This is a genomic window from Nostoc sp. DSM 114161 (genome assembly GCF_052692665.1).
Genome location: NZ_CP195141.1, coordinates 971,040 through 989,075 on the forward strand (window position 1 = coordinate 971,040; position 18,036 = coordinate 989,075).

17 protein-coding genes and 1 tRNA gene are annotated in these 18,036 nt (G+C 42.6%); 10 read left to right on the forward strand and 8 right to left on the reverse strand.

The genetic code is table 11. From position 1 onward, the window contains the following. Positions 1 to 97: 97 nt before the first annotated feature. Positions 98 to 256 (reverse strand): hypothetical protein, encoded by a 159-nt coding sequence (locus tag NSTC745_RS04280; RefSeq protein WP_445636040.1) that lies wholly within the window; start codon positions 254 to 256, stop codon positions 98 to 100. Positions 257 to 683: 427 nt separating this feature from the next. Here NSTC745_RS04280 and clpP point away from each other — a divergent pair, with 427 nt between their 5' ends. Next, a complete protein-coding gene (clpP, locus tag NSTC745_RS04285; protein WP_445636041.1) occupies positions 684 to 1,289 on the forward strand; it encodes an ATP-dependent Clp endopeptidase proteolytic subunit ClpP in 606 nt (201 codons plus the stop codon). Between the two features lie 53 nt (positions 1,290 to 1,342). On the opposite strand, the gene NSTC745_RS04290 is transcribed toward clpP, so the two are convergent. After that, complete coding sequence (locus tag NSTC745_RS04290) at positions 1,343 to 1,540, reverse strand: hypothetical protein (protein WP_445636042.1); 198 nt, start codon at positions 1,538 to 1,540, stop codon at positions 1,343 to 1,345. A gap of 88 nt (positions 1,541 to 1,628) precedes the next feature. Continuing rightward, a complete protein-coding gene (locus NSTC745_RS04295) occupies positions 1,629 to 2,513 on the reverse strand; it encodes a hypothetical protein (protein ID WP_445636043.1) in 885 nt (294 codons plus the stop codon). Between the two features lie 1,166 nt (positions 2,514 to 3,679). Between NSTC745_RS04295 and NSTC745_RS04300 the strand changes: the two genes are divergently transcribed. From NSTC745_RS04300 to leuD, 6 genes are all read left to right on the forward strand, one after another. Continuing rightward, the gene (locus tag NSTC745_RS04300) at positions 3,680 to 6,034 is read left to right on the forward strand and encodes a ribonuclease R family protein (RefSeq protein WP_445636044.1); all 2,355 of its coding nucleotides are present in this window, start codon (positions 3,680 to 3,682) and stop codon (positions 6,032 to 6,034) included. A gap of 17 nt (positions 6,035 to 6,051) precedes the next feature. Further along, complete coding sequence (locus tag NSTC745_RS04305) at positions 6,052 to 6,672, forward strand: flavin prenyltransferase UbiX (RefSeq protein WP_445636045.1); 621 nt, start codon at positions 6,052 to 6,054, stop codon at positions 6,670 to 6,672. Between the two features lie 200 nt (positions 6,673 to 6,872). Continuing rightward, positions 6,873 to 6,945 (forward strand) — tRNA-Val (locus tag NSTC745_RS04310). A gap of 134 nt (positions 6,946 to 7,079) precedes the next feature. Next, positions 7,080 to 7,325, forward strand: coding sequence for a hypothetical protein (locus tag NSTC745_RS04315; RefSeq protein WP_445636046.1), 246 nt, complete (start codon positions 7,080 to 7,082; stop codon positions 7,323 to 7,325). A gap of 374 nt (positions 7,326 to 7,699) precedes the next feature. Continuing rightward, positions 7,700 to 9,103 (forward strand): 3-isopropylmalate dehydratase large subunit, encoded by a 1,404-nt coding sequence (leuC, locus tag NSTC745_RS04320; RefSeq protein ID WP_445636047.1) that lies wholly within the window; start codon positions 7,700 to 7,702, stop codon positions 9,101 to 9,103. Between the two features lie 132 nt (positions 9,104 to 9,235). Beyond that, positions 9,236 to 9,844 carry a 3-isopropylmalate dehydratase small subunit gene (gene leuD / locus NSTC745_RS04325; protein ID WP_445636048.1) on the forward strand — a complete coding sequence of 203 codons (609 nt, stop codon included), beginning with the start codon at positions 9,236 to 9,238 and terminating at the stop codon, positions 9,842 to 9,844. Between the two features lie 108 nt (positions 9,845 to 9,952). Here the strand turns inward: leuD and NSTC745_RS04330 are convergent, their stop codons facing one another. Both NSTC745_RS04330 and NSTC745_RS04335 read right to left on the reverse strand, forming a co-directional pair. After that, positions 9,953 to 11,008, reverse strand: coding sequence for a serine/threonine protein kinase (locus NSTC745_RS04330; RefSeq protein WP_445636049.1), 1,056 nt, complete (start codon positions 11,006 to 11,008; stop codon positions 9,953 to 9,955). A gap of 192 nt (positions 11,009 to 11,200) precedes the next feature. Then, on the reverse strand, positions 11,201 to 12,094 hold the full coding sequence (locus NSTC745_RS04335; RefSeq protein WP_445636050.1) for an alpha/beta fold hydrolase: 894 nt from the start codon (positions 12,092 to 12,094) through the stop codon (positions 11,201 to 11,203). Positions 12,095 to 12,459: 365 nt separating this feature from the next. On the opposite strand from NSTC745_RS04335, the gene NSTC745_RS04340 reads away from it, so the two are divergent. Continuing rightward, positions 12,460 to 14,169, forward strand: coding sequence for an S-layer homology domain-containing protein (locus NSTC745_RS04340; RefSeq protein WP_445636051.1), 1,710 nt, complete (start codon positions 12,460 to 12,462; stop codon positions 14,167 to 14,169). Between the two features lie 6 nt (positions 14,170 to 14,175). Here the strand turns inward: NSTC745_RS04340 and NSTC745_RS04345 are convergent, their stop codons facing one another. Further along, positions 14,176 to 14,610 (reverse strand): VOC family protein, encoded by a 435-nt coding sequence (locus NSTC745_RS04345; protein ID WP_445636052.1) that lies wholly within the window; start codon positions 14,608 to 14,610, stop codon positions 14,176 to 14,178. Positions 14,611 to 14,771: 161 nt separating this feature from the next. Here NSTC745_RS04345 and NSTC745_RS04350 point away from each other — a divergent pair, with 161 nt between their 5' ends. Next, complete coding sequence (locus NSTC745_RS04350; RefSeq protein WP_445636053.1) at positions 14,772 to 15,551, forward strand: MBL fold metallo-hydrolase; 780 nt, start codon at positions 14,772 to 14,774, stop codon at positions 15,549 to 15,551. An 82-nt stretch (positions 15,552 to 15,633) separates the two neighbouring features. Here the strand turns inward: NSTC745_RS04350 and NSTC745_RS04355 are convergent, their stop codons facing one another. Continuing rightward, a complete protein-coding gene (locus tag NSTC745_RS04355) occupies positions 15,634 to 16,671 on the reverse strand; it encodes a mechanosensitive ion channel family protein (protein ID WP_445638524.1) in 1,038 nt (345 codons plus the stop codon). A 104-nt stretch (positions 16,672 to 16,775) separates the two neighbouring features. After that, on the reverse strand, positions 16,776 to 16,901 hold the full coding sequence (locus NSTC745_RS04360) for a hypothetical protein (protein WP_445636054.1): 126 nt from the start codon (positions 16,899 to 16,901) through the stop codon (positions 16,776 to 16,778). 205 nt (positions 16,902 to 17,106) lie between these two features. Here NSTC745_RS04360 and NSTC745_RS04365 point away from each other — a divergent pair, with 205 nt between their 5' ends. After that, on the forward strand, positions 17,107 to 18,024 hold the full coding sequence (locus NSTC745_RS04365) for a histone deacetylase family protein (protein ID WP_445636055.1): 918 nt from the start codon (positions 17,107 to 17,109) through the stop codon (positions 18,022 to 18,024). Positions 18,025 to 18,036: the final 12 nt, after the last annotated feature.

Below are 18,036 nucleotides of genomic sequence, written 5' to 3' on the forward strand. Positions count from 1 at the left end.
AGATAGGCAACCTGAGGATAACCCAAGCGTATTGGAGTAAAAGCACTAGTGTTAAGTTTTGAATACCGCCTAAAGATGTGCAATTTGTAAATTATTTTTACTCAAAAGTACGCAATAGCAAACTGACGATAATATTTGTTGGCCTTTCAGGTACAGGTGATGCTGTTTTTGTCTGAGCTATAGTATTCGGGCTAAGTCCTGCTATCAGGTGGAGCAAGAAGGTGATGATGGCGGCTTGTAGAAATTTTTCCCGCATGGCACGTCTCTCTCTTAATGAATAGCATTTCAATTAGGACTGGTTATTCTAAATACACCTCGTAATCTCGATTTACCGAATCTAACAAAAATAATTTGACAAATGTCGAGGTAAATCCTGAAAAAATGTTTAAAATGTTACTTTGATTTAATAGAATTTCCCAACAAGTCAAATCATTAAATGACCAAAGTCACACAGGAAACGTTGAAATATGACTTTGGTAAGACTCGGAGTTTTTTAATTGTTCTTCCCCAAACAGGGACATTTTGAAAGACAGCCTTTGGCTTGAAAAAGTGCCCTGAGTGCAACTAACGATTAAAAGGGTTAAAATTCTATTTCCTAATCCCCCAGAGAATAGGAGCGATCGACTCCAGTTTCCTGTTCTCATCGATAAAATGTATTTAATATAGCCACAAACACCTTTCCAATGATTCCTATCGTTATTGAACAATCGGGCCGAGGTGAACGCGCCTTTGACATCTACTCACGGCTGTTGCGTGAGCGCATCGTATTTTTGGGACAACAAGTTGACAACAATATCGCCAACTTGATTGTCGCCCAATTGCTGTATTTGGATGCTGAAGACTCGGAGAAAGACATTTATATGTATATCAATTCTCCCGGTGGTTCGGTGACGGCTGGCATGGGCATTTTTGATACTATGAAACAAATTCGCCCTGATGTCTGTACAATTTGTACCGGATTAGCCGCGAGTATGGGCGCTTTCCTCCTCAGCGCTGGCGCCAAAGGTAAGCGGATGAGTCTACCTCATTCTCGAATTATGATTCATCAACCTCTAGGCGGCGCTCAAGGACAGGCGACTGAGATTGAAATCCAGGCGCGGGAAATTCTCTACCACAAGCGTCGGCTAAACGAGTATTTAGCCGAACATACTGGTCAACCAATCGAGCGTATTGCTGAAGATACCGAACGTGACTTTTTTATGTCACCTGAAGAAGCTAGAGAATATGGCTTGATTGACCAAGTGATTGACCGTCACGCTGCTGGTAGTCGTCCGGTAGCTCTTGTTTAGTCATTAGTCATTAGTCATTAGTCAATAGCCAAAGACACAGGACTAATGACTAATCAAAGTCCTGTTGGCGGATCTGGCTGAGATTGCAGGTATTCCTCGAATACCTGCAATTCTTTATTGGCGACCAACATACGCGATCGCTTCCCATAAGTTTTAATTAGATATTCCCGTTCCTGGTCTGTTGTCCAGCCTAACCGCTGCATTTCGATATTTGTTTGAGCAATGATTTGAGAAATATTCACAGGTTCCATAGCTTCATTCAGTATTTCAATAGCCTATGTCTTTTGTCATTAGTCTTCACTAATTACAAATGACAAAAGACAAAAGACAAATGACTAACTAAAATCCCGCTATCGGGTCTGGCTGAGATTGAAGATATTTAAGAAATCCGTGTAATTCTTCTTCACTGAGCAAAGTACGCCCCCGCTTGCCGTAAGTTTTAATTAGATATTCCCGTCCTTGCTCTGGAGTCCAGCCTAAACGCTGAAGTTCGACATCTGTTTTGGCAATTACATCAGATAAATCCACGGGTTCAGCTTTTTTCTTTCTCTTGCTTGTACTTATTTGCGGAACTGCATCCTCTTGAGAACTATAATTCCGGGGTGTAAATGGTGTGACATTACTGGCAGAAATTCCTGGAATGGTTGGATTTTCTATCTGTTTACCAGATTCCATTTCCAAATTTTCGGCTGGCGGATCGAATTCTAGTTGTCGGTTAGCAGTCAACGCAAACTCTCGGCCTAAATCTTGGCTGTATGTATCGTTTGTGCTTGGCGTGTCAGCTGTCAGTTCTATTCTGCTACTAGCCGCTGGCAGATCTAAATTTTCGTTTGTTATCGGTTCTAGTTTGATATTCCTTTGTTTAGAGGATGGTGTGGATATTTCTTTGTCACTGACACCTGACCATTGAGGAGCAACAAAATCCTCATTTTTTGCAGGAGAATGAGTAGACTCATTCAATCCTGCTTTAGCGTTCAACGAAGGATTTGGTTGTGTTTGAGAAATTGATTCCTGTGGTGCATTTGTAATTCCCAAAACCGTCAAGGCTCTGGTTCTGGCTTGGTCTTCTGCTGCTTCTATTGTTTCTGCTGCTGCCATACCAGTAGCACGGGTTACACCTTCAATTTGTACGCTTGCCCGAACAATAAATTTTCCTTGAAAAATTTGGACTAATTCAGAAATCAGGCTGCCGTTGGGATACAAGCTCTGGAATTGAGCCAACATAGTACTGTTACCAATCTAAAGGGAGTGGGGAGTGGGGAATGGGGAGATGGGGAGATGGGGAGATGGGGAGATGGGGAAGTGTGGGTAGTGTGGGTAGTGTGGGGGGAAAGATTTGTTCCCCATCCTCCCACACCTCCCACCCTTCCCACACTTCCTGCTTGCCCAATGCCCTAAAGTAATATTCTTGCTTTGCCCCGTGTCCCAATTGTAGCAGTAGCTCTTTTTTGGGGAAATTTTTGGCTAGTGTCAACTTACCTGGGTAGTTTTGTCTGTAATGCTATACTATTTACCCAACTTAATGTGTATAACTATTTTCTGGAAGTGCGCTCTAAATCTACAATAATGTAGATAAGGTTCGCCCTCACTGCTTATTAAGCTGCTCGCCTAATTGTTACCGATTCTACGTGTGGAAAAATTGGGTTTACCAGCAGTTCCTCCTAGTTAAAAATCAGAGTCTAATGGCGTAAAATTACCTTCAATCTAGACAATCAAACACCTGTGGTTTCCACGCCACTTGACGGCAGTTGCTCATGGGAGAAACCACGCCAGTTGCTCATTTTGGAAACCAAAAAGACCGCGCTGGCTTCCCAAGAGCGCACTGGCTCCTTCACTTGGGGAGACCCCTACGTACCCGTCAGTGGCTCCCCTGCATAGCGCTTTGGGCAGTATGGATTCTCCAAACCCAGCTTCTCAAGAACCGTCGCATAATTACCTAGCGGGGCCAAATCTCTATCAGGTGTACTTTCTAAGTTTAGTTAGATGAAGGAATTTAAACCAAGCAAACTTTGAGAGCATCGTGCAGTGAGAAGTCTAAAATACGCTCAGAGTTGTCCGTTGGTCGGGTTTTCGGCTCAACACAACTTCGGGAGCATCCCGCAAGGGTAGGTTGGCTTCCTTTCTTCGGAAATTAGGAAGCCTTGCCTCAGGGCAATTCGTTTCCAGCTTGTTTCTGTAAGCCTTCAAAACCCTTTAGGCTCTTAATCAGGGTAAAGGTGAAAGGGAAAACACAAGAAGGGAAAGGTTAAAAGGAAAATGGGAAAGGTCTTAAGGCTGGTCTTTTTCCTCTTTGTCAACAGACAAGGGTCACTTTTCGCCTTCTTTGGTGAGGGCATACAGGAAAGAACCAGATAAAAAAATGATGTTTTGACCAAAGGTCGGTTCACTGCATGGAATTTTCAATCGCTACACTCCTTGCCAATTTCACCGATGATAAATTGGTGGCTCGTAAAGTTTTGGAAAAGAAACTTGGTTGTGAAGATGAAAAAAGTTTACAAAAGCTTCACATAGCCTTAGATGTTCTGGAAAAAATCGGTATTTTGGTGAAAGAACGCGGCAAGTATCGCCGTGTTATAGAAGAGGGAATCATCGAAGCAAAACTCCGTTGTTCTAGTAAAGGTTTTTGCTTTGCGATTCAAGATGTGGAAGGTGCTGAGGATATTTATATTCGTGAAAGTCATCTGAGTAATGCTTGGAATGGCGATCGCGTTTTGGTAAGAGTCCTCAAAGAAGGCAGTCGCCGTCGCTCTCCGGAAGGAGAGGTGAAGCTAATATTAGAACGTTCCAACCACACATTATTGGCACGAATTAAGCAAGTAGAAAGCGGTTTTCGGGCTGTACCTCTAGACGATCGGCTGCTGTTTGAACTCAAGATTCAGCCTAATGGTGCAAAATTAGAAGACGCCATCGATCACCTCGCCCATGTGGAAGTCTTGCGTTATCCGTTAGCTCAATACCCCCCTTTGGGTAGAGTAGTGCAAATCCTCGGCAGTGATGCCGAAGCTGCTGCTGATATAGATTTAGTAACATGCAAGCACGATTTATCACGTGGTTTCCCGGATAACGTCGTTGAACTCGCTGCCAAGTTGCCCAAAAAGCTCTTAAAAGCAGACCTGAAAAATCGCTTAGATTTGCGTAATGCGTTTACAATCGCTATTGAAGGTGTAAATGGAGACACAAAAGTAGTCGAAAATGCCTTCAGTTTGGAGAGAAACCCCAGTGGAAATTGGCTTTTAGGAGTTCACATCGTTGATGTTTCTCACTACGTACAACCTGATGAAGCCCTAGATAGAGAAGCACTCAAACGAGGCAAGTCAGTATATTTGGGAGAATTAATACTGCCAATGTTGCCATCAACTGTGGCAGAACGCTGTTCTTTAGTACCGGGGAGCGATCGCTTAACTATCTCTTTCTTAATTACTATCGATCCGAAATCAGGACAAATAGTAGAGTGGGAAATTCAACCTAGCGTCATCAAAGTCGAGACTGCACTTACCACAGAACAAGCCGAAGAAATTCTTGCAGGTGAATTTCACAATCAATCCCCAGAGGTATTGGAGATTCTGCAAAATCTCCAAGCCTTGCAAAGAGATTTAAGACAAGTAAGGTTAAATCGCGGTAGCCTCCAATTGAATCTCCCACCCAGCCAAAACCCGTATTACGATGAAGGAATTCTGGGGGCTGTGGTGGTAAATGATTTACCAGTGCGATCGCTACTGACTGAGTTGGTGCTGCTAGTGAATCAACTGATGGCGACTCACTTAAATGCCCTTGGAGTTCCGGCTATCTGGCGAGTCCAAGGCACGCCGGATATCGAAGATGTCCAAGAAATGCTGAAACTGGCAGTTAATTTAGGCGTTGACTTAACCTTAGATCCAGAAGCGGATATTCAACCTTTAGATTATCAACATTTGACTAGAGCTTTTGCTGAATCTGCCTCCGAGCAAGTTCTTACCTATTTGTTGCAAGATACTCTCAAACCGTCTGCATACAGCACCACCAAAGGGCCTCACTTTGGTCTGGCGCTAGGGCAGTATGTCCACTTTAGCGCCCCCTTGCGGCGTTACCCAGATTTGCTGATGCAGAGAGTGTATTATACATTACTGGAGCATGGACGCGATCGCCGTAACACCCGCGTGAGAGAGAAAGTTAACTTGCGCCATTCCTCCAGCCACGAAGAAATTAACTGGAACGTTTTACCCCCAGAACTGCAACAAGAACTCCAAAGCGATTTGACTAGGGTAATTGTCCAAATCAACGACCGAGAAAAAGAAGTCCAAGAAGCCGAAGCTGATTTAGCAGGGCTGCAAAAAGCCCAACTGATGAAGCAGCGCATTGGTGAAGTATTTCAAGGCGTGATTACTGGCGTTCAATCCTACGGTTTCTTTGTGGAAATTGAAGTACCAGCAGAGGCGGTTGAATCCAGCAATAATCCTGGCGTACCCCTGAGAGTAGAAGGATTGGTACACGTCAGTTCTCTCAAAGATGATTGGTATGAATATCGCGCCAGACAGCAAGCACTGTTTGGTCGCAAAAATCGCGCTTCCTATAGATTGGGCGATCGCGTCGCCGTGCAAGTTAAGAGTGTCGATTACTACCGTCAACAAATTGACTTGGTAACTGTCGGCAGTGATGGCGTACCCAAAGGTTTAGCTGGTAGTGGTTCTAATGAAGATATTTCAGACCTCTATTTAGCAAATGACATTGAAGGTGATGACCTCGACCCTTATGGTGAGGACGAGTAAATACATTTAGGACTTATGTGTCGAATAAAACTAAGCCATTGATTTTAGGCGTATCGGGCGCATCTGGTCTGATTTACGCCGTTCGCGCTATCAAATTTCTGTTGGAAGCAGAATATAGTATTGAACTGGTTGCCTCTAGATCCACTTACATGGTTTGGCAGTCAGAACAGGAAATTCGGATGCCACCAGAACCAACAGCGCAAGAACAATTTTGGCGAGAGCAAGCAGGAGTCCCACTTTCTGGTAAGCTACGCTGTCATCCTTGGGGTGATGTTGGTGCTGGAATTGCCAGCGGTTCCTTTGCCACTCTGGGGATGATAATTATTCCATGCAGCATGAGTACAGTGGCAAAGCTAGCGGTTGGGTTGAGTTCCGACTTACTAGAACGCGCAGCTGATGTTCAACTCAAAGAAGGTCGGAAATTGGTGCTTGTACCCCGTGAAACCCCTTTTAGCTTGATTCATCTGCGTAACTTAACTTCCTTAGCAGAAGCTGGAGTGAGAATTGTCCCTGCGATTCCCGCTTGGTATCACAATCCTCAAACCATCGAGGATTTAGTTGATTTTGTAGTTGCCCGTGCTTTAGATCAATTAGATATTGACTGCATCCCAATTCAGCGCTGGCAAGGAAGGAATTGAGGTAATCTCACTTCTAAAAGGATATAGGATTCGCGTTGACCGTTAACAGTCTTTTTTTGATACCCTCCCATCCCTTGAAGGGGTGGGTTTCCTCTTTCTATGATTCTTTGATGCTTGCGATAAGCGTTAAAAAAATATTTTTCCAAAAACACTAGCGCAATGGGAAATCTTTTGCTATATTATATAATCGTGAGACAAAAGGGCGGTTAGCTCAGTTGGTAGAGCGCCTGCCTTACAAGCAGGATGTCATCAGTTCGAGTCTGGTACTGCCCATAAAACAAAAAGCCGCCTGAAAGGGCGGCTTTTTGATTGGAAGCATAGTGTAGTGGTAAAACTTACCGAGTTTTAGAGCGATCGCATTTGGATCGGAGTTTGCGATCGCCCACAGTTACAACAAAAGGATTTTGATGACCCCAAATCAACCAAACAGATTAGACAGGATAGAAGCTGTTTTAGCTGTTGTAGCGACGCAGCAGCAAGCGAATACTACGGCGATCGCTCAACTAACTCAAGATGTGAATTACTTACGAGAAATCACACTACATAACATCGAATTTACTCAACAAAATAGAGAACAAGCTGAACGCGATCGCCAAACATATCTAAGAGGAGATTCGACGGATTTGCGAATATTTATTGAGGCAAGGTGGTAATGGCAATAATCCCCTGACATAGCCAAAACCTGTGGATCTTCCTCAAATAACTAAGGGTATGGGGCATGGGGCATGGGGCATCGGGCATGGGAAGATGAAGGACTTTTAAAACTAGAAGTTTAAAGCTCAAATATTCAACGACGAACCTCAGATATTTAGCGGCGAATCTCAGATATTCAACGGCGAACCTCAGATATTCAGCGACGAACCTCAGATATTCAACGGCGAACCTCAGATGTTCAAAAGTTTGACTCTTATCTCCCCATCTTCCCAGTCACCAATCCCCAATCCCGTCAATCAATAAATCGTATAGAAAAAGTCAGACTTTTTTTTGATACCATGAAAACTCTGACTCATTAAACACCGATTGACGTATGAGTAAAGGTACTTTATTCGATAAAGTTTGGGACTTACACACCGTTGGTACACTTCCCTCAGGGCTGACGCAACTATTTATTGGGCTTCATCTAGTTCACGAAGTCACTAGTCCCCAAGCCTTTGCTATGTTACGGGAGCGGGGTTTAAAAGTTCTGTTTCCTGAGCGTACCGTCGCCACGGTAGACCATATTGTGCCTACAGAAAATCAGGCACGTCCTTTCGTCGATCCCTTGGCAGAAGAGATGATCGAGGCGCTGGAACAGAATTGTCAAGAAAATAACATAACTTTTTACAATATTGGTTCCGGCAGTCAGGGTATAGTTCACGTTATCGCTCCAGAACAGGGACTGACCCAGCCGGGAATGACGATCGCTTGTGGAGATAGCCACACATCAAGTCATGGCGCATTTGGAGCGATCGCATTTGGGATTGGTACTAGCCAAGTCCGGGATGTTCTCGCTTCCCAAACCCTCGCCCTCTCGAAACTGAAAGTCCGCAAAATTGAAGTTAACGGCACTCTTAACCCCGGTGTTTACGCCAAAGATGTAATTTTACATATCATCCGCACCCTTGGCGTTAAAGGTGGCGTGGGTTATGCCTACGAATTTGCAGGCACCACCTTTGAACAAATGAATATGGAAGAAAGGATGACAGTCTGCAATATGGCGATCGAAGGCGGTGCCAGATGCGGCTACGTCAATCCGGATCGAGTCACCTACGATTACCTCAATGGCAGAGATTTTGCTCCCAAAGGTGCAGATTGGGACAAAGCAGTGGCTTGGTGGGAATCGATTAAAAGCGATGCTGATGCTGAATATGACGATGTGGTAGTTTTCGACGCTGCTGAAATTCCTCCCACCGTTACCTGGGGAATTACTCCTGGTCAAGGCATCGGTGTAAACCAGTTTGTTCCTCAGCCAGAAGAATTGCCCGAAGAAGACCGCTTTGTTGCCGAAGAAGCTTACCGCTACATGGATTTATACCCAGGTCAAGCCATCAAAGGTACTAAAATCGATGTCTGCTTCATTGGCAGTTGCACTAATGGCAGAATTAGCGATTTGCGGGAAGCTGCCAAAATTGCCCAAGGTCGCCATGTTGCCGAGGGAGTTAAAGCTTTTGTCGTCCCTGGTTCCGAACGGGTGAAGCAAGAAGCAGAAGCTGAAGGATTAGACAAAATCTTCCAAGAAGCTGGATTTGAATGGCGCGAACCTGGATGTTCTATGTGTCTGGCAATGAATCCTGACAAATTACAGGGAAGACAAATTAGTGCCTCGTCTTCTAATCGCAACTTTAAAGGCAGGCAAGGTTCCTCCTCTGGTCGCACATTATTAATGAGTCCGGCGATGGTGGCTACTGCTGCCATTAAAGGCGAAGTATCTGACGTGCGCGAGTTGTTGTAATTTTAAAAGGGGCATTGGGAGAGACGCGATGAATCGCGTCTGTACAAGAGTGAAGAGTTATTATTCTCTCTTGTGCCTCTTTGCCCCAGTCTCTAATCTCCAGTCCCCAATCTCCAATCCCCAATCCCTAATATGGTGAGCGAAGTTAAGACAGTTTCAGGACGCGGTATACCTTTAGTAGGCAATGATATAGATACCGATCGCATTATTCCCGCCCGCTATTTAAAAGCCGTTACCTTTGATGGGTTAGGCGAAGGTGCGTTTATCGATGACCGTAAAGCATTAAACGGCGAACATCCCTTTGACCAACCGCAATACCAAGGGGCGAATATTTTAATAGTTAATAGAAATTTTGGCTGTGGTTCATCACGGGAACACGCACCCCAAGCGATCGCTAAATGGGGAATTCAAGCACTAATTGGTGAAAGTTTCGCCGAAATCTTTTTCGGTAACTGTGTGGCAATGGGAATACCTTGCGTGACAGCCGATGCTGCCAATGTCAAACAATTGCAAGAATTAGTAGCAGCCAATCCCCAAGCAAATGTAACAGTGAATTTGGAAACTTTGCAAGTAGAAATTGGCGATCGCACTGTCCCAGTTTTCATTGGTGAAGGTACAAGAAGCACCTTCATTTCTGGTACTTGGGATGCTTGCGGTCAGTTAGTAGCTAACGCAGACCAGGTTCGGGCAACAGCCGCAAAATTGCCCTATGTCGGTTGGGGAAATTTAGCTGCGAGTTAGCTTAAACCTCTGATGAAATATAGGCAGTGGGGAATAGGGAGTATTGATATAGCAATCCTCAGTGATTTGTAAAAAAAAATCTATTGCCTATAGCCCATTGCCTATTCCCTATTCAGTTTTTTGTTGACAATTCCCATTAAAGTCAAAATCCTGACATTCTTTACTTTCTAACAATTGCCTGACTGTAATGCCAGGTTGACAACTCATTAAAGTTGCTGCCAAAGCAGCCAAGGTCATTACAGTAGCTATTCCCAATACAGTAACTCGTTTTAAAGGTTTAATTGTCCTGATTAAATTTTCTATCCCAGTGCCGCTACCAATAACCTCAATTGGCTTGAGTGCTTCCAAAGCGACAGTCGCATTGGCATAGCGGCCTTTGCGATTGCGTTCCACCATTTTCATTAACCACGACTCAAAACGCGGGCTGATTTGAGGAACTAATTTCTGGAAATTAAAGCGATAATTATCATTAATTAGCTTACTAATATCAACAGAACGGGTATTACTAAGTAAGCAAATTAATGTTGCTCCCAAACTATATAAGTCTGACGCTTCTGTGAGAGGATAACCAAATTGTTCCTCTGGTGGCATGAAGCCTGGGGTTCCTGTGACGAAGCTGCTAAGAGCTATTTTTGTATTCTGTATCTTAGCCAAACCAAAATCAACTAAGTAAGCATTTAGTTGTTCGTCAATCAAAATATTCTCTGGTTTAATATCCCGATGAATAATTGGCGGAACTTGCTTTTGCAAATAAACCAAAATTTCTAAGATTGATATCGCAATTTGCTTAATTTGTTCGGGAGAAAAGCTGCGTTTTGAACCTAAGGATGGGGCATTTTTATATTCTTGAACCATATAAAAAAACCCTGGCATTTCAAACGAATCTATATAGCGAGGAATGCGGGAATGATTCAGTTGTCGCAATATTTCAATTTCGCGTTCATGGGCTTTCACACCCGACCAATCAGCGATCGCACTTGCGAAACGAAATTCTTTAATTACTACTTGGCGATCGCAATTGAGGACATTAGCTAGGTAAGTAACGCGTCCTCCTTCTTTGTTGCGTCCTAGTTCGCTGATGATTTGATAACCTTGTTTGGAAAAATCTGGATGGTGACTCAAGGGAACTACCCCTTTATGTCCATTACACACATCAAGCTCCATTATATCCACCACATGAGTTTGATTTTGTCAAGGTGCAATTCAAAATTAAAAGTGACTCACCCAGATTGTTAACCGAATTTCTACTCTACTCGCCCCAAAGCGCATAAACACAAACTGATGCCCTTGTTTTGATAATGCCAGCTACTTCAACTTTGGAAAAGTTCGGCAGTGGCTTGTCTATGCGCCAAATTGTCAAATTTGCCCTAACCATTGGGTAATCTGGGCGTTAACAACGCCTGGAACTTCATCGTGGGGACAATGACCGGCATTGGGAATGGGAACAATTTTGATGTCTTTGCCCTTCTCACGTGCCTTTTCGTAAATCTTTGCCCCAGTGATTGGCGTCCAGGGATCGTCAGCACCCCAAATTACCAAAAGAGGACGTTCTACTTTCGGCAAAAGTTCCTCTGGACTGGGGCCGGGAGGCGCGGTGAGAATCGAGGCGAAAACTTGTTGCGCTCCTGGATCGCAAGAGGGAGTATAAAGTAGATCCACCAATTCATCGGTAACGGCTTGGCGATCGCGGTAAACTTGGTATAGAGTGCGGCGAATTTGGGCTTTTTGGCGGATGCGATTGTAAACAAAGTTGCCTGTAATTGGCGATCTTACAACCCGATTAAAAGCTGCCATTACAATCCTTAGCGGCGGGTTCAATTCGTGGGGACGATGACTCAAACCACCCGCAGAGTTAATTAAAACACCGCCAGCAGCAATTTCTGGATGTTCTACCAGTACTATCAAACTCAAAAGTGCGCCGATGGAGTTGCCAATAAATACAGCCGGTTGCTGGATATGTGCAGTGCAAAAATCTTTCAGCAGTTCCACCCACACTTCGACGCTGTAATCAATGGGTGCTTTATCAGAACCACCAAAACCCAAAAGATCCAAAGCAAAAACTTGGTAGCCAGCATTGGCTAAAACGGGGATATTTTTCCGCCAGTGTCCAATGGAAGCACCAAAGCCATGAACCAATACCAGAGGGCGTCCCGTACCCATGACGGTATACTGAATTTTATAGCCCCGCCAAGTCCAAAATAATTTTTTAATGGTAGTACCTGTTGTTGGCTGCTGTGTAGTTCCAGTCATTATAAAGATTTATAAACTACTCTTAAATATAGTAATGTTCTCTGGCGTCAGATCTCACATCTCGCCATAGAATTTGCAGGCAATAGTTAAGAGGTAAGAGGGTAGGGTGATAAAAAATTGAAGTGTACGGAATTTTTTTACCCAATTAAATAGGAATCCTAATATTTGATGTTTCTAAAACTAGGTACGACTCAAAAAGCTTTTTTTACTATTGCCTCTTGCCTCTTACCTATTGCCTATTGCCTCTTGCCTCTTACCTATTGCCTATATTCAAAATTGAGATGTTAGTTTTATCTATTACCAGGGATTAATAAGTTAGGGACACCAAATACCCCTTTGACTTTTTAGACGAATGGTAGTGTGAGATGAAAAACACAAATCATAGTAACTTTGGTCATTTGAGCAAATTTGTTCTTGCTGCAACTTCTGTAGCAGTGTTTTCACCAATATTTTCTGCTTACGCAACTTCAGGGTTTTCTACCGTCGTCGCCCAAAGGCCTGATAATTCCACCGAACAACAAATTTTAGCCGATAATGAAGTAGAAACAAGAAGTAGTACTACTACTATCCAACAACAAACTGTAACCACAGAAAGCCGCACTCAAGTAAATACTAGTAGGGTTTCAGTAAAGGGACAAAAAACAGGTTTTAGTCTGGCAATTTGGGAACCAAGTGGTAATTTGTCAGAAGTAATTGCCCGTGTTTCTGTTAAGAGTAAACAGAACAAAAACTTTTTAAAAGAGCGATTCTTGGGCGATTACAAGTACAAGATTAAGCAAAAAGCAAAATTTGTTAAAGGGTTAAAAGCTAGCGATCGCATTGTTGTGCGATTATACGATCTACAAAACCGCTTCATTGGCTACAGCGAATTTGAATGTTTATCGGCAAACTCCGCAGTTAACCTGATTTTGTCAGGTAAACCAACAGAATATCAAGTAATTCGCACTGTTTATGGTATTGATGCTGACCAAGACGGCGCTATTGATGCAAATACTACCACTTACGACTACTTCACCCAAGTCAGCAATCAAAAGGTGACTTTCCTCAGCGGTTCCCAAACCTTCCAAGCTAATCAATTCCAAGTAGAAGGTTTATCAACAGTAAAAACAACCAGTATTTACCCTGTATCTTTCACCCAAGGTGAATTCGCTTTAGTCCGCCAGTCTTCCTTTAGCATCTTTAGTTCAGACTTAGCACGGGCTTTGCAAGCTACTCCTGGTAGTTTGGTGCAGGTAACTGAAGTCAGCGATAACTCTAGCTACGATGTCAGCCAACTGCTAATGAATTATCGCGAAGTTGGGGTATCTCGCAATCTCCAAGTTGGATTTTCTGATGTTTCCACAAATCACTGGGCTAAAGATTTTATTGCCGAATTGGCAGCAATGGAAATTCTTGAAGGGTTTCCTGATGGAACTTTCCGCCCAGATGCCCCGGTAACTCGTGCCCAATTTGCGGCAATGCTACGGAAAGCTTTTACAAAGGGCAAAATTCGCCAAGCGATCGCTTTTAAGGATGTCTCAAGCCGGTACTGGGCTTACAATGCCATCAGGGATGTTTACCAAATGGGCTTTTTAAATGCTGTGATTGGTAAAGATTTTAACCCTACTCAAAGCCTTTCTCGCTTAGATATTCTGGTAGCTTTAGCACAGGGATTAAATTATCAAAGCAGTGGTTCCACGGATACGATTTTATCTGTTTACAGCGATGCAACTAATATAAGTAGCGAACATCGCAGTCTCATTGCTGCCCTTACACAACGCGGTATAGTTGTCAACTATCCCGACGTAAATTTACTGAATGCCGAACGCATAGCAACTAGGTCTGAAGTCTCTGCTTTGTTATATCAAGCACTTTCTAGTACTGGACAGGTAGCAAATATTTCCTCACAATACGTTGTTGGACAACGGCAGGAAGTTGCAGTTGAGGAACGTACTGAAACTTCAACGGAACGCAAGGGAGAACGTCGCCATTGCAATCAAGGTATTGGTAATGGTGCTGAAGGCTGCGACCCTGGTAATTCCCACCCACATGGTGGTAGTAACGATGAAGGAGGGCGTACTCCTGGTAAAAGGTAATACCTATTAATTTGTAGAGACGCGATTAATCGCGTCTTTAACTGTAAATTGAACTACCTGACCGTAAGAAATTTCTAGTGTATGGCCATCTGGGTCTCGAAGATAAGCCCAGTAACCAACTGGGGGGCCAAAGTCATTTGGCCCATTCAACAATACTCCCTCTGTGCGTGCTTCATTGCACAGGCGATCGATGTCTTCCCGATTTTGATAAGCTACTCCCAGATGGGATTGTGGTAAAAGTACGCCTTCTACTTGAGTTGATTGGATCAGGACAATTACAAAAGGTCTGGTAAGGTCGCTAATCCAAGCAACATCTGATTGAATCGCTTCATCAGTGCGCCGATGTACAACGGTCATTTGGGCATACTTTGTATAAAATGCGATACTTGCATCGACATCAGTAACTGCAAGTGCAATATGAGTGAAACCAAGATCGGACATTACAGATATTTTCAGGTAAATGAACCACTTCTTTTTGATCTCATGCCAAAACGCATAGACGCAAAGGAAGAAATTTGTGGTTTGAAGTGAGTTGTTGGAAGGGTCTGCAAGAGAGCTAACACGATTGATAATGAAGATAGGCGTTATCTTCATAAAAATTTATGTTCTTAACTTGGTTTGATAGCAATAGCTGGCTGCTGGAAATCGGCGAGAAACGAATATTAATCGACCCTTGGCTAGTTGATTCGTTAATTTTCAGTAATTTGGATTGGTTATTTAAAGGGCGGCGATCGCAAAATCGCCCCATACCTGAGAACATTGATTTAATTCTGCTATCTCAAGGTTTAGAAGACCATTCTCACCCACCAACACTCAAGCAGCTTGACCACAATATCAAGGTTGTAGCTTCTCCCAATGCAGCCAAGGTGGTACACCAACTAGGTTACACCCAGGTAACTACTCTTGCTCACGGTGAAACTTTCACTTTAGATAATCAAATTGAAATCAAGGCTTTTCCTGGTTCGCCCATCGGCCCCATGCTGGTAGAAAATAGTTATCTCCTCAAGGAATTGGCAAGCGGTTTAACTTTATACTATGAGCCTCACGGTTATCATTCTCCAGAAGTGAAGCAAGCTGCACCTATAGATGTAGTGGTTACACCGTTTATTGACATGACATTACCTTTGCTTGGGCCAATTATTCAAGGAAACAATAGTGCTTTAGATGTAGCAAAATCGTTACAGCCTCAAGTAATATTACCCACAGCGGCTGGTGGTGACGTGATATTTGAAGGATTGCTGATGAAATTGATTCAGACTAAAGGAAGTGCTGCGGAATTTCGTTCGTTGTTAGAGAAAAACAATCTTTCGACGCAGGTGATTGAACCGACACCAGGCGATCGCTTTCAAGTACCATTGGAAAAGCGAGCATTAGCAATTTAACTCTCATAGTCTCCCTTAAAAAGGGAGATTTAGAGGGATCTAAAACTTTCGATCCCGACAAGAAGACTTTTCAAACATCCTGTTAATCAGAATTTAAAGTCGAATTTCCATTCATATTATGTTGCACATAAATTTCTTTGATGGGAAAAGGAATTGTAATCCCTGCTTCTTGATAGCGTTTGTGTAATTTTTTAATAAATATATGTTTGCCAATCCGCTGGTCGAAAAATTCACTGACTCGCATATAAAGCGTGAAATCTATACTAAAATCCCCAAAAGTATGAAATCTAATATATGGTTCATTTGCAATTAACTTCGGTGCAATTTCTTGCATAACTTCTTTCGCAACTTCCACAGTTACTCTTTCAACTTGTTCCAAATCGCTATCATAACTAACACCGACATTCATCGTTAAAGTTATTTCCTTGGCGGGTAAATGATAGTTAGTGAAAATTGCCGATGCTAACTTAGAATTTGGTACAATTACCACGTTATTTGAAATTTCTTTGATTGTCGTATTGCGCCATGTGATGTCTGTAACATAACCTTCATGTCCGGCATCTAATTTTACATAATCTCCAGTTCTGACTTGTTTAGAAATAATTAAGTAAAAACCAGAAAACAAATTTGCTAAGGTGTCTTGAAGAGCCAAACCAACGGCTAGACCACCAATGCCTAAAGTTGTCACTATTGGTGTAATTTGCACGCCGACAGTTTGTAATAAAATTAATGTTCCCAAAAGTAAAACAACGGCTTTAGCAAGATTAGAAACTAGTGAAGTGGGAACTCCTTCTGTTCTGCGAACCAATAAGTTAACAAAACCAGCAGCCAGCCTTGCTAAGACTAAGGTCACTGAATATAGAAATGCGATAGTGAGAATTTTTTGCAGTACATTGACAATATCTGGTCTTAAAGGTGAACTGAGAACTGCCCAAAAAAAACCGCCAATTACAAACCAGATAAAGGTCATGCGATGCAGGGAATGAAATATAATATTCCCTCCAGTAATGTGTTTATTAATAACGAATCTTTCGATTTTTCTGAAAATAACCTTTTCACCAATTATTCCAGCTAGAAAACCAGCTACAATAAAAGCGATGGGCAGAATCCATTGCATAATATCCATTTTCATTTTTAGATAAAATAATTTGCAGTTTGATTGTAATTATGTTCAAAATTTACCGTAAAAATTTTAAATTATTTTGTTTCATGTCAGACTAGTCCTTATGGATGAAAATGTAGTTTTAAAAAATTAATTTTATGGATATTCAGGATTGATTTAGCTAACGGCGATCGCAAATTATTCGCTGTTGCCAAATAATCTGTTGGTGATTGAATTTTGCCAGACATTGGCCGATGTTATTTAAGTAATTGTGATTTTCTCCATTGCTGTGACGCTGTTGCTAGAAAATTTTCATAAGTGCTGGGTAAGTGCTGTTTGCTTGCATTTAAACCACTTTTACATGAATTTTGTCAGGTAAAAACAATCTGATGATTGATTATTAGACAATCTCTAGATGTATTTGGCACCAGACTATGGTTCAAAATTAATAACATGGACTTGCCAATTATTTACCACCGAGATTACGTTGCGCCATTGCCTGAAGGGCATCGCTTTCCGATGTCCAAATTCCGGCAACTCTACGAATTGCTATTAGCTGACGGTGTAGCAAATCAAGAACAATTTCATACGCCTGAACGCCCGCCAAGAGAGTTGATAGAGTTAGTTCATACCCCAAACTACGTTCAAGCTTATTGTGAAGGAACTCTAGAACCCAAAGCACAGCGTCGCATTGGCTTACCTTGGAGTCCAGCGTTAGCCAATCGTACCTGTGTAGCGGTTGGTGGTACAATACTGACTGCTAAGCTGGCACTGAGTCAGGGTTTAGCTTGTAATACCGCCGGTGGAACTCATCATGCTTTTCCCAGTTATGGATCTGGTTTTTGTATTTTCAACGATTTAGCGATCGCCTGTCGCGTTTTACAAAAACTCGGACTCGTGCAAAAAATCCTCATTGTAGATTTGGACGTTCATCAAGGAGACGGCACTGCTTTTATCTTCCAAAATGATGAGAGTGTTTTTACTTTCTCCATGCACTGCGAAGTCAATTTCCCAGGTACTAAACAAACCAGCGATTTAGATGTTCCTTTACCAGTGGGAATGGAAGATGATGCTTATTTGCAAACATTGGCTAGTTACTTATCAGATTTATTATCTCAAGTCAAGCCAGATATAGTATTTTATGATGCAGGTGTAGATCCTCATGTAGGCGATCGCTTGGGAAAATTAGCCTTAACAGATGCTGGCATTTTCCGTCGAGAAATGCAGGTTTTAAGTACTTGTATGAGTACTGGTTATCCTGTCGCTTGTGTAATTGGTGGCGGTTATGCTGATGATATGAAATCTCTTGTTTGGCGACACTCTTTACTGCATCGCGCCGCGAGTCAAGTTTATCAACAGTACAAACTTTAATATCAAAATTCT

Bases quoted from the DNA above. Each gene is read 5' to 3' on its own strand.
- NSTC745_RS04315 (WP_445636046.1), top strand. From the start codon at position 7,080: ATGACCCCAAATCAACCAAACAGATTAGACAGGATAGAAGCTGTTTTA.
- leuC (WP_445636047.1), top strand. From the start codon at position 7,700: ATGAGTAAAGGTACTTTATTCGATAAAGTTTGGGACTTACACACCGTT.
- NSTC745_RS04330 (WP_445636049.1), bottom strand. From the start codon at position 11,008: ATGGAGCTTGATGTGTGTAATGGACATAAAGGGGTAGTTCCCTTGAGT.
- NSTC745_RS04300 (WP_445636044.1), top strand. From the start codon at position 3,680: ATGGAATTTTCAATCGCTACACTCCTTGCCAATTTCACCGATGATAAA.
- NSTC745_RS04365 (WP_445636055.1), top strand. From the start codon at position 17,107: ATGGACTTGCCAATTATTTACCACCGAGATTACGTTGCGCCATTGCCT.
- clpP (WP_445636041.1), top strand. From the start codon at position 684: ATGATTCCTATCGTTATTGAACAATCGGGCCGAGGTGAACGCGCCTTT.
- NSTC745_RS04350 (WP_445636053.1), top strand. From the start codon at position 14,772: ATGTTCTTAACTTGGTTTGATAGCAATAGCTGGCTGCTGGAAATCGGC.
- NSTC745_RS04290 (WP_445636042.1), bottom strand. From the start codon at position 1,540: ATGGAACCTGTGAATATTTCTCAAATCATTGCTCAAACAAATATCGAA.
- NSTC745_RS04340 (WP_445636051.1), top strand. From the start codon at position 12,460: ATGAAAAACACAAATCATAGTAACTTTGGTCATTTGAGCAAATTTGTT.
- NSTC745_RS04295 (WP_445636043.1), bottom strand. From the start codon at position 2,513: ATGTTGGCTCAATTCCAGAGCTTGTATCCCAACGGCAGCCTGATTTCT.
- NSTC745_RS04280 (WP_445636040.1), bottom strand. From the start codon at position 256: ATGCGGGAAAAATTTCTACAAGCCGCCATCATCACCTTCTTGCTCCAC.
- NSTC745_RS04360 (WP_445636054.1), bottom strand. From the start codon at position 16,901: ATGTCTGGCAAAATTCAATCACCAACAGATTATTTGGCAACAGCGAAT.
- NSTC745_RS04345 (WP_445636052.1), bottom strand. From the start codon at position 14,610: ATGTCCGATCTTGGTTTCACTCATATTGCACTTGCAGTTACTGATGTC.
- leuD (WP_445636048.1), top strand. From the start codon at position 9,236: ATGGTGAGCGAAGTTAAGACAGTTTCAGGACGCGGTATACCTTTAGTA.
- NSTC745_RS04335 (WP_445636050.1), bottom strand. From the start codon at position 12,094: ATGACTGGAACTACACAGCAGCCAACAACAGGTACTACCATTAAAAAA.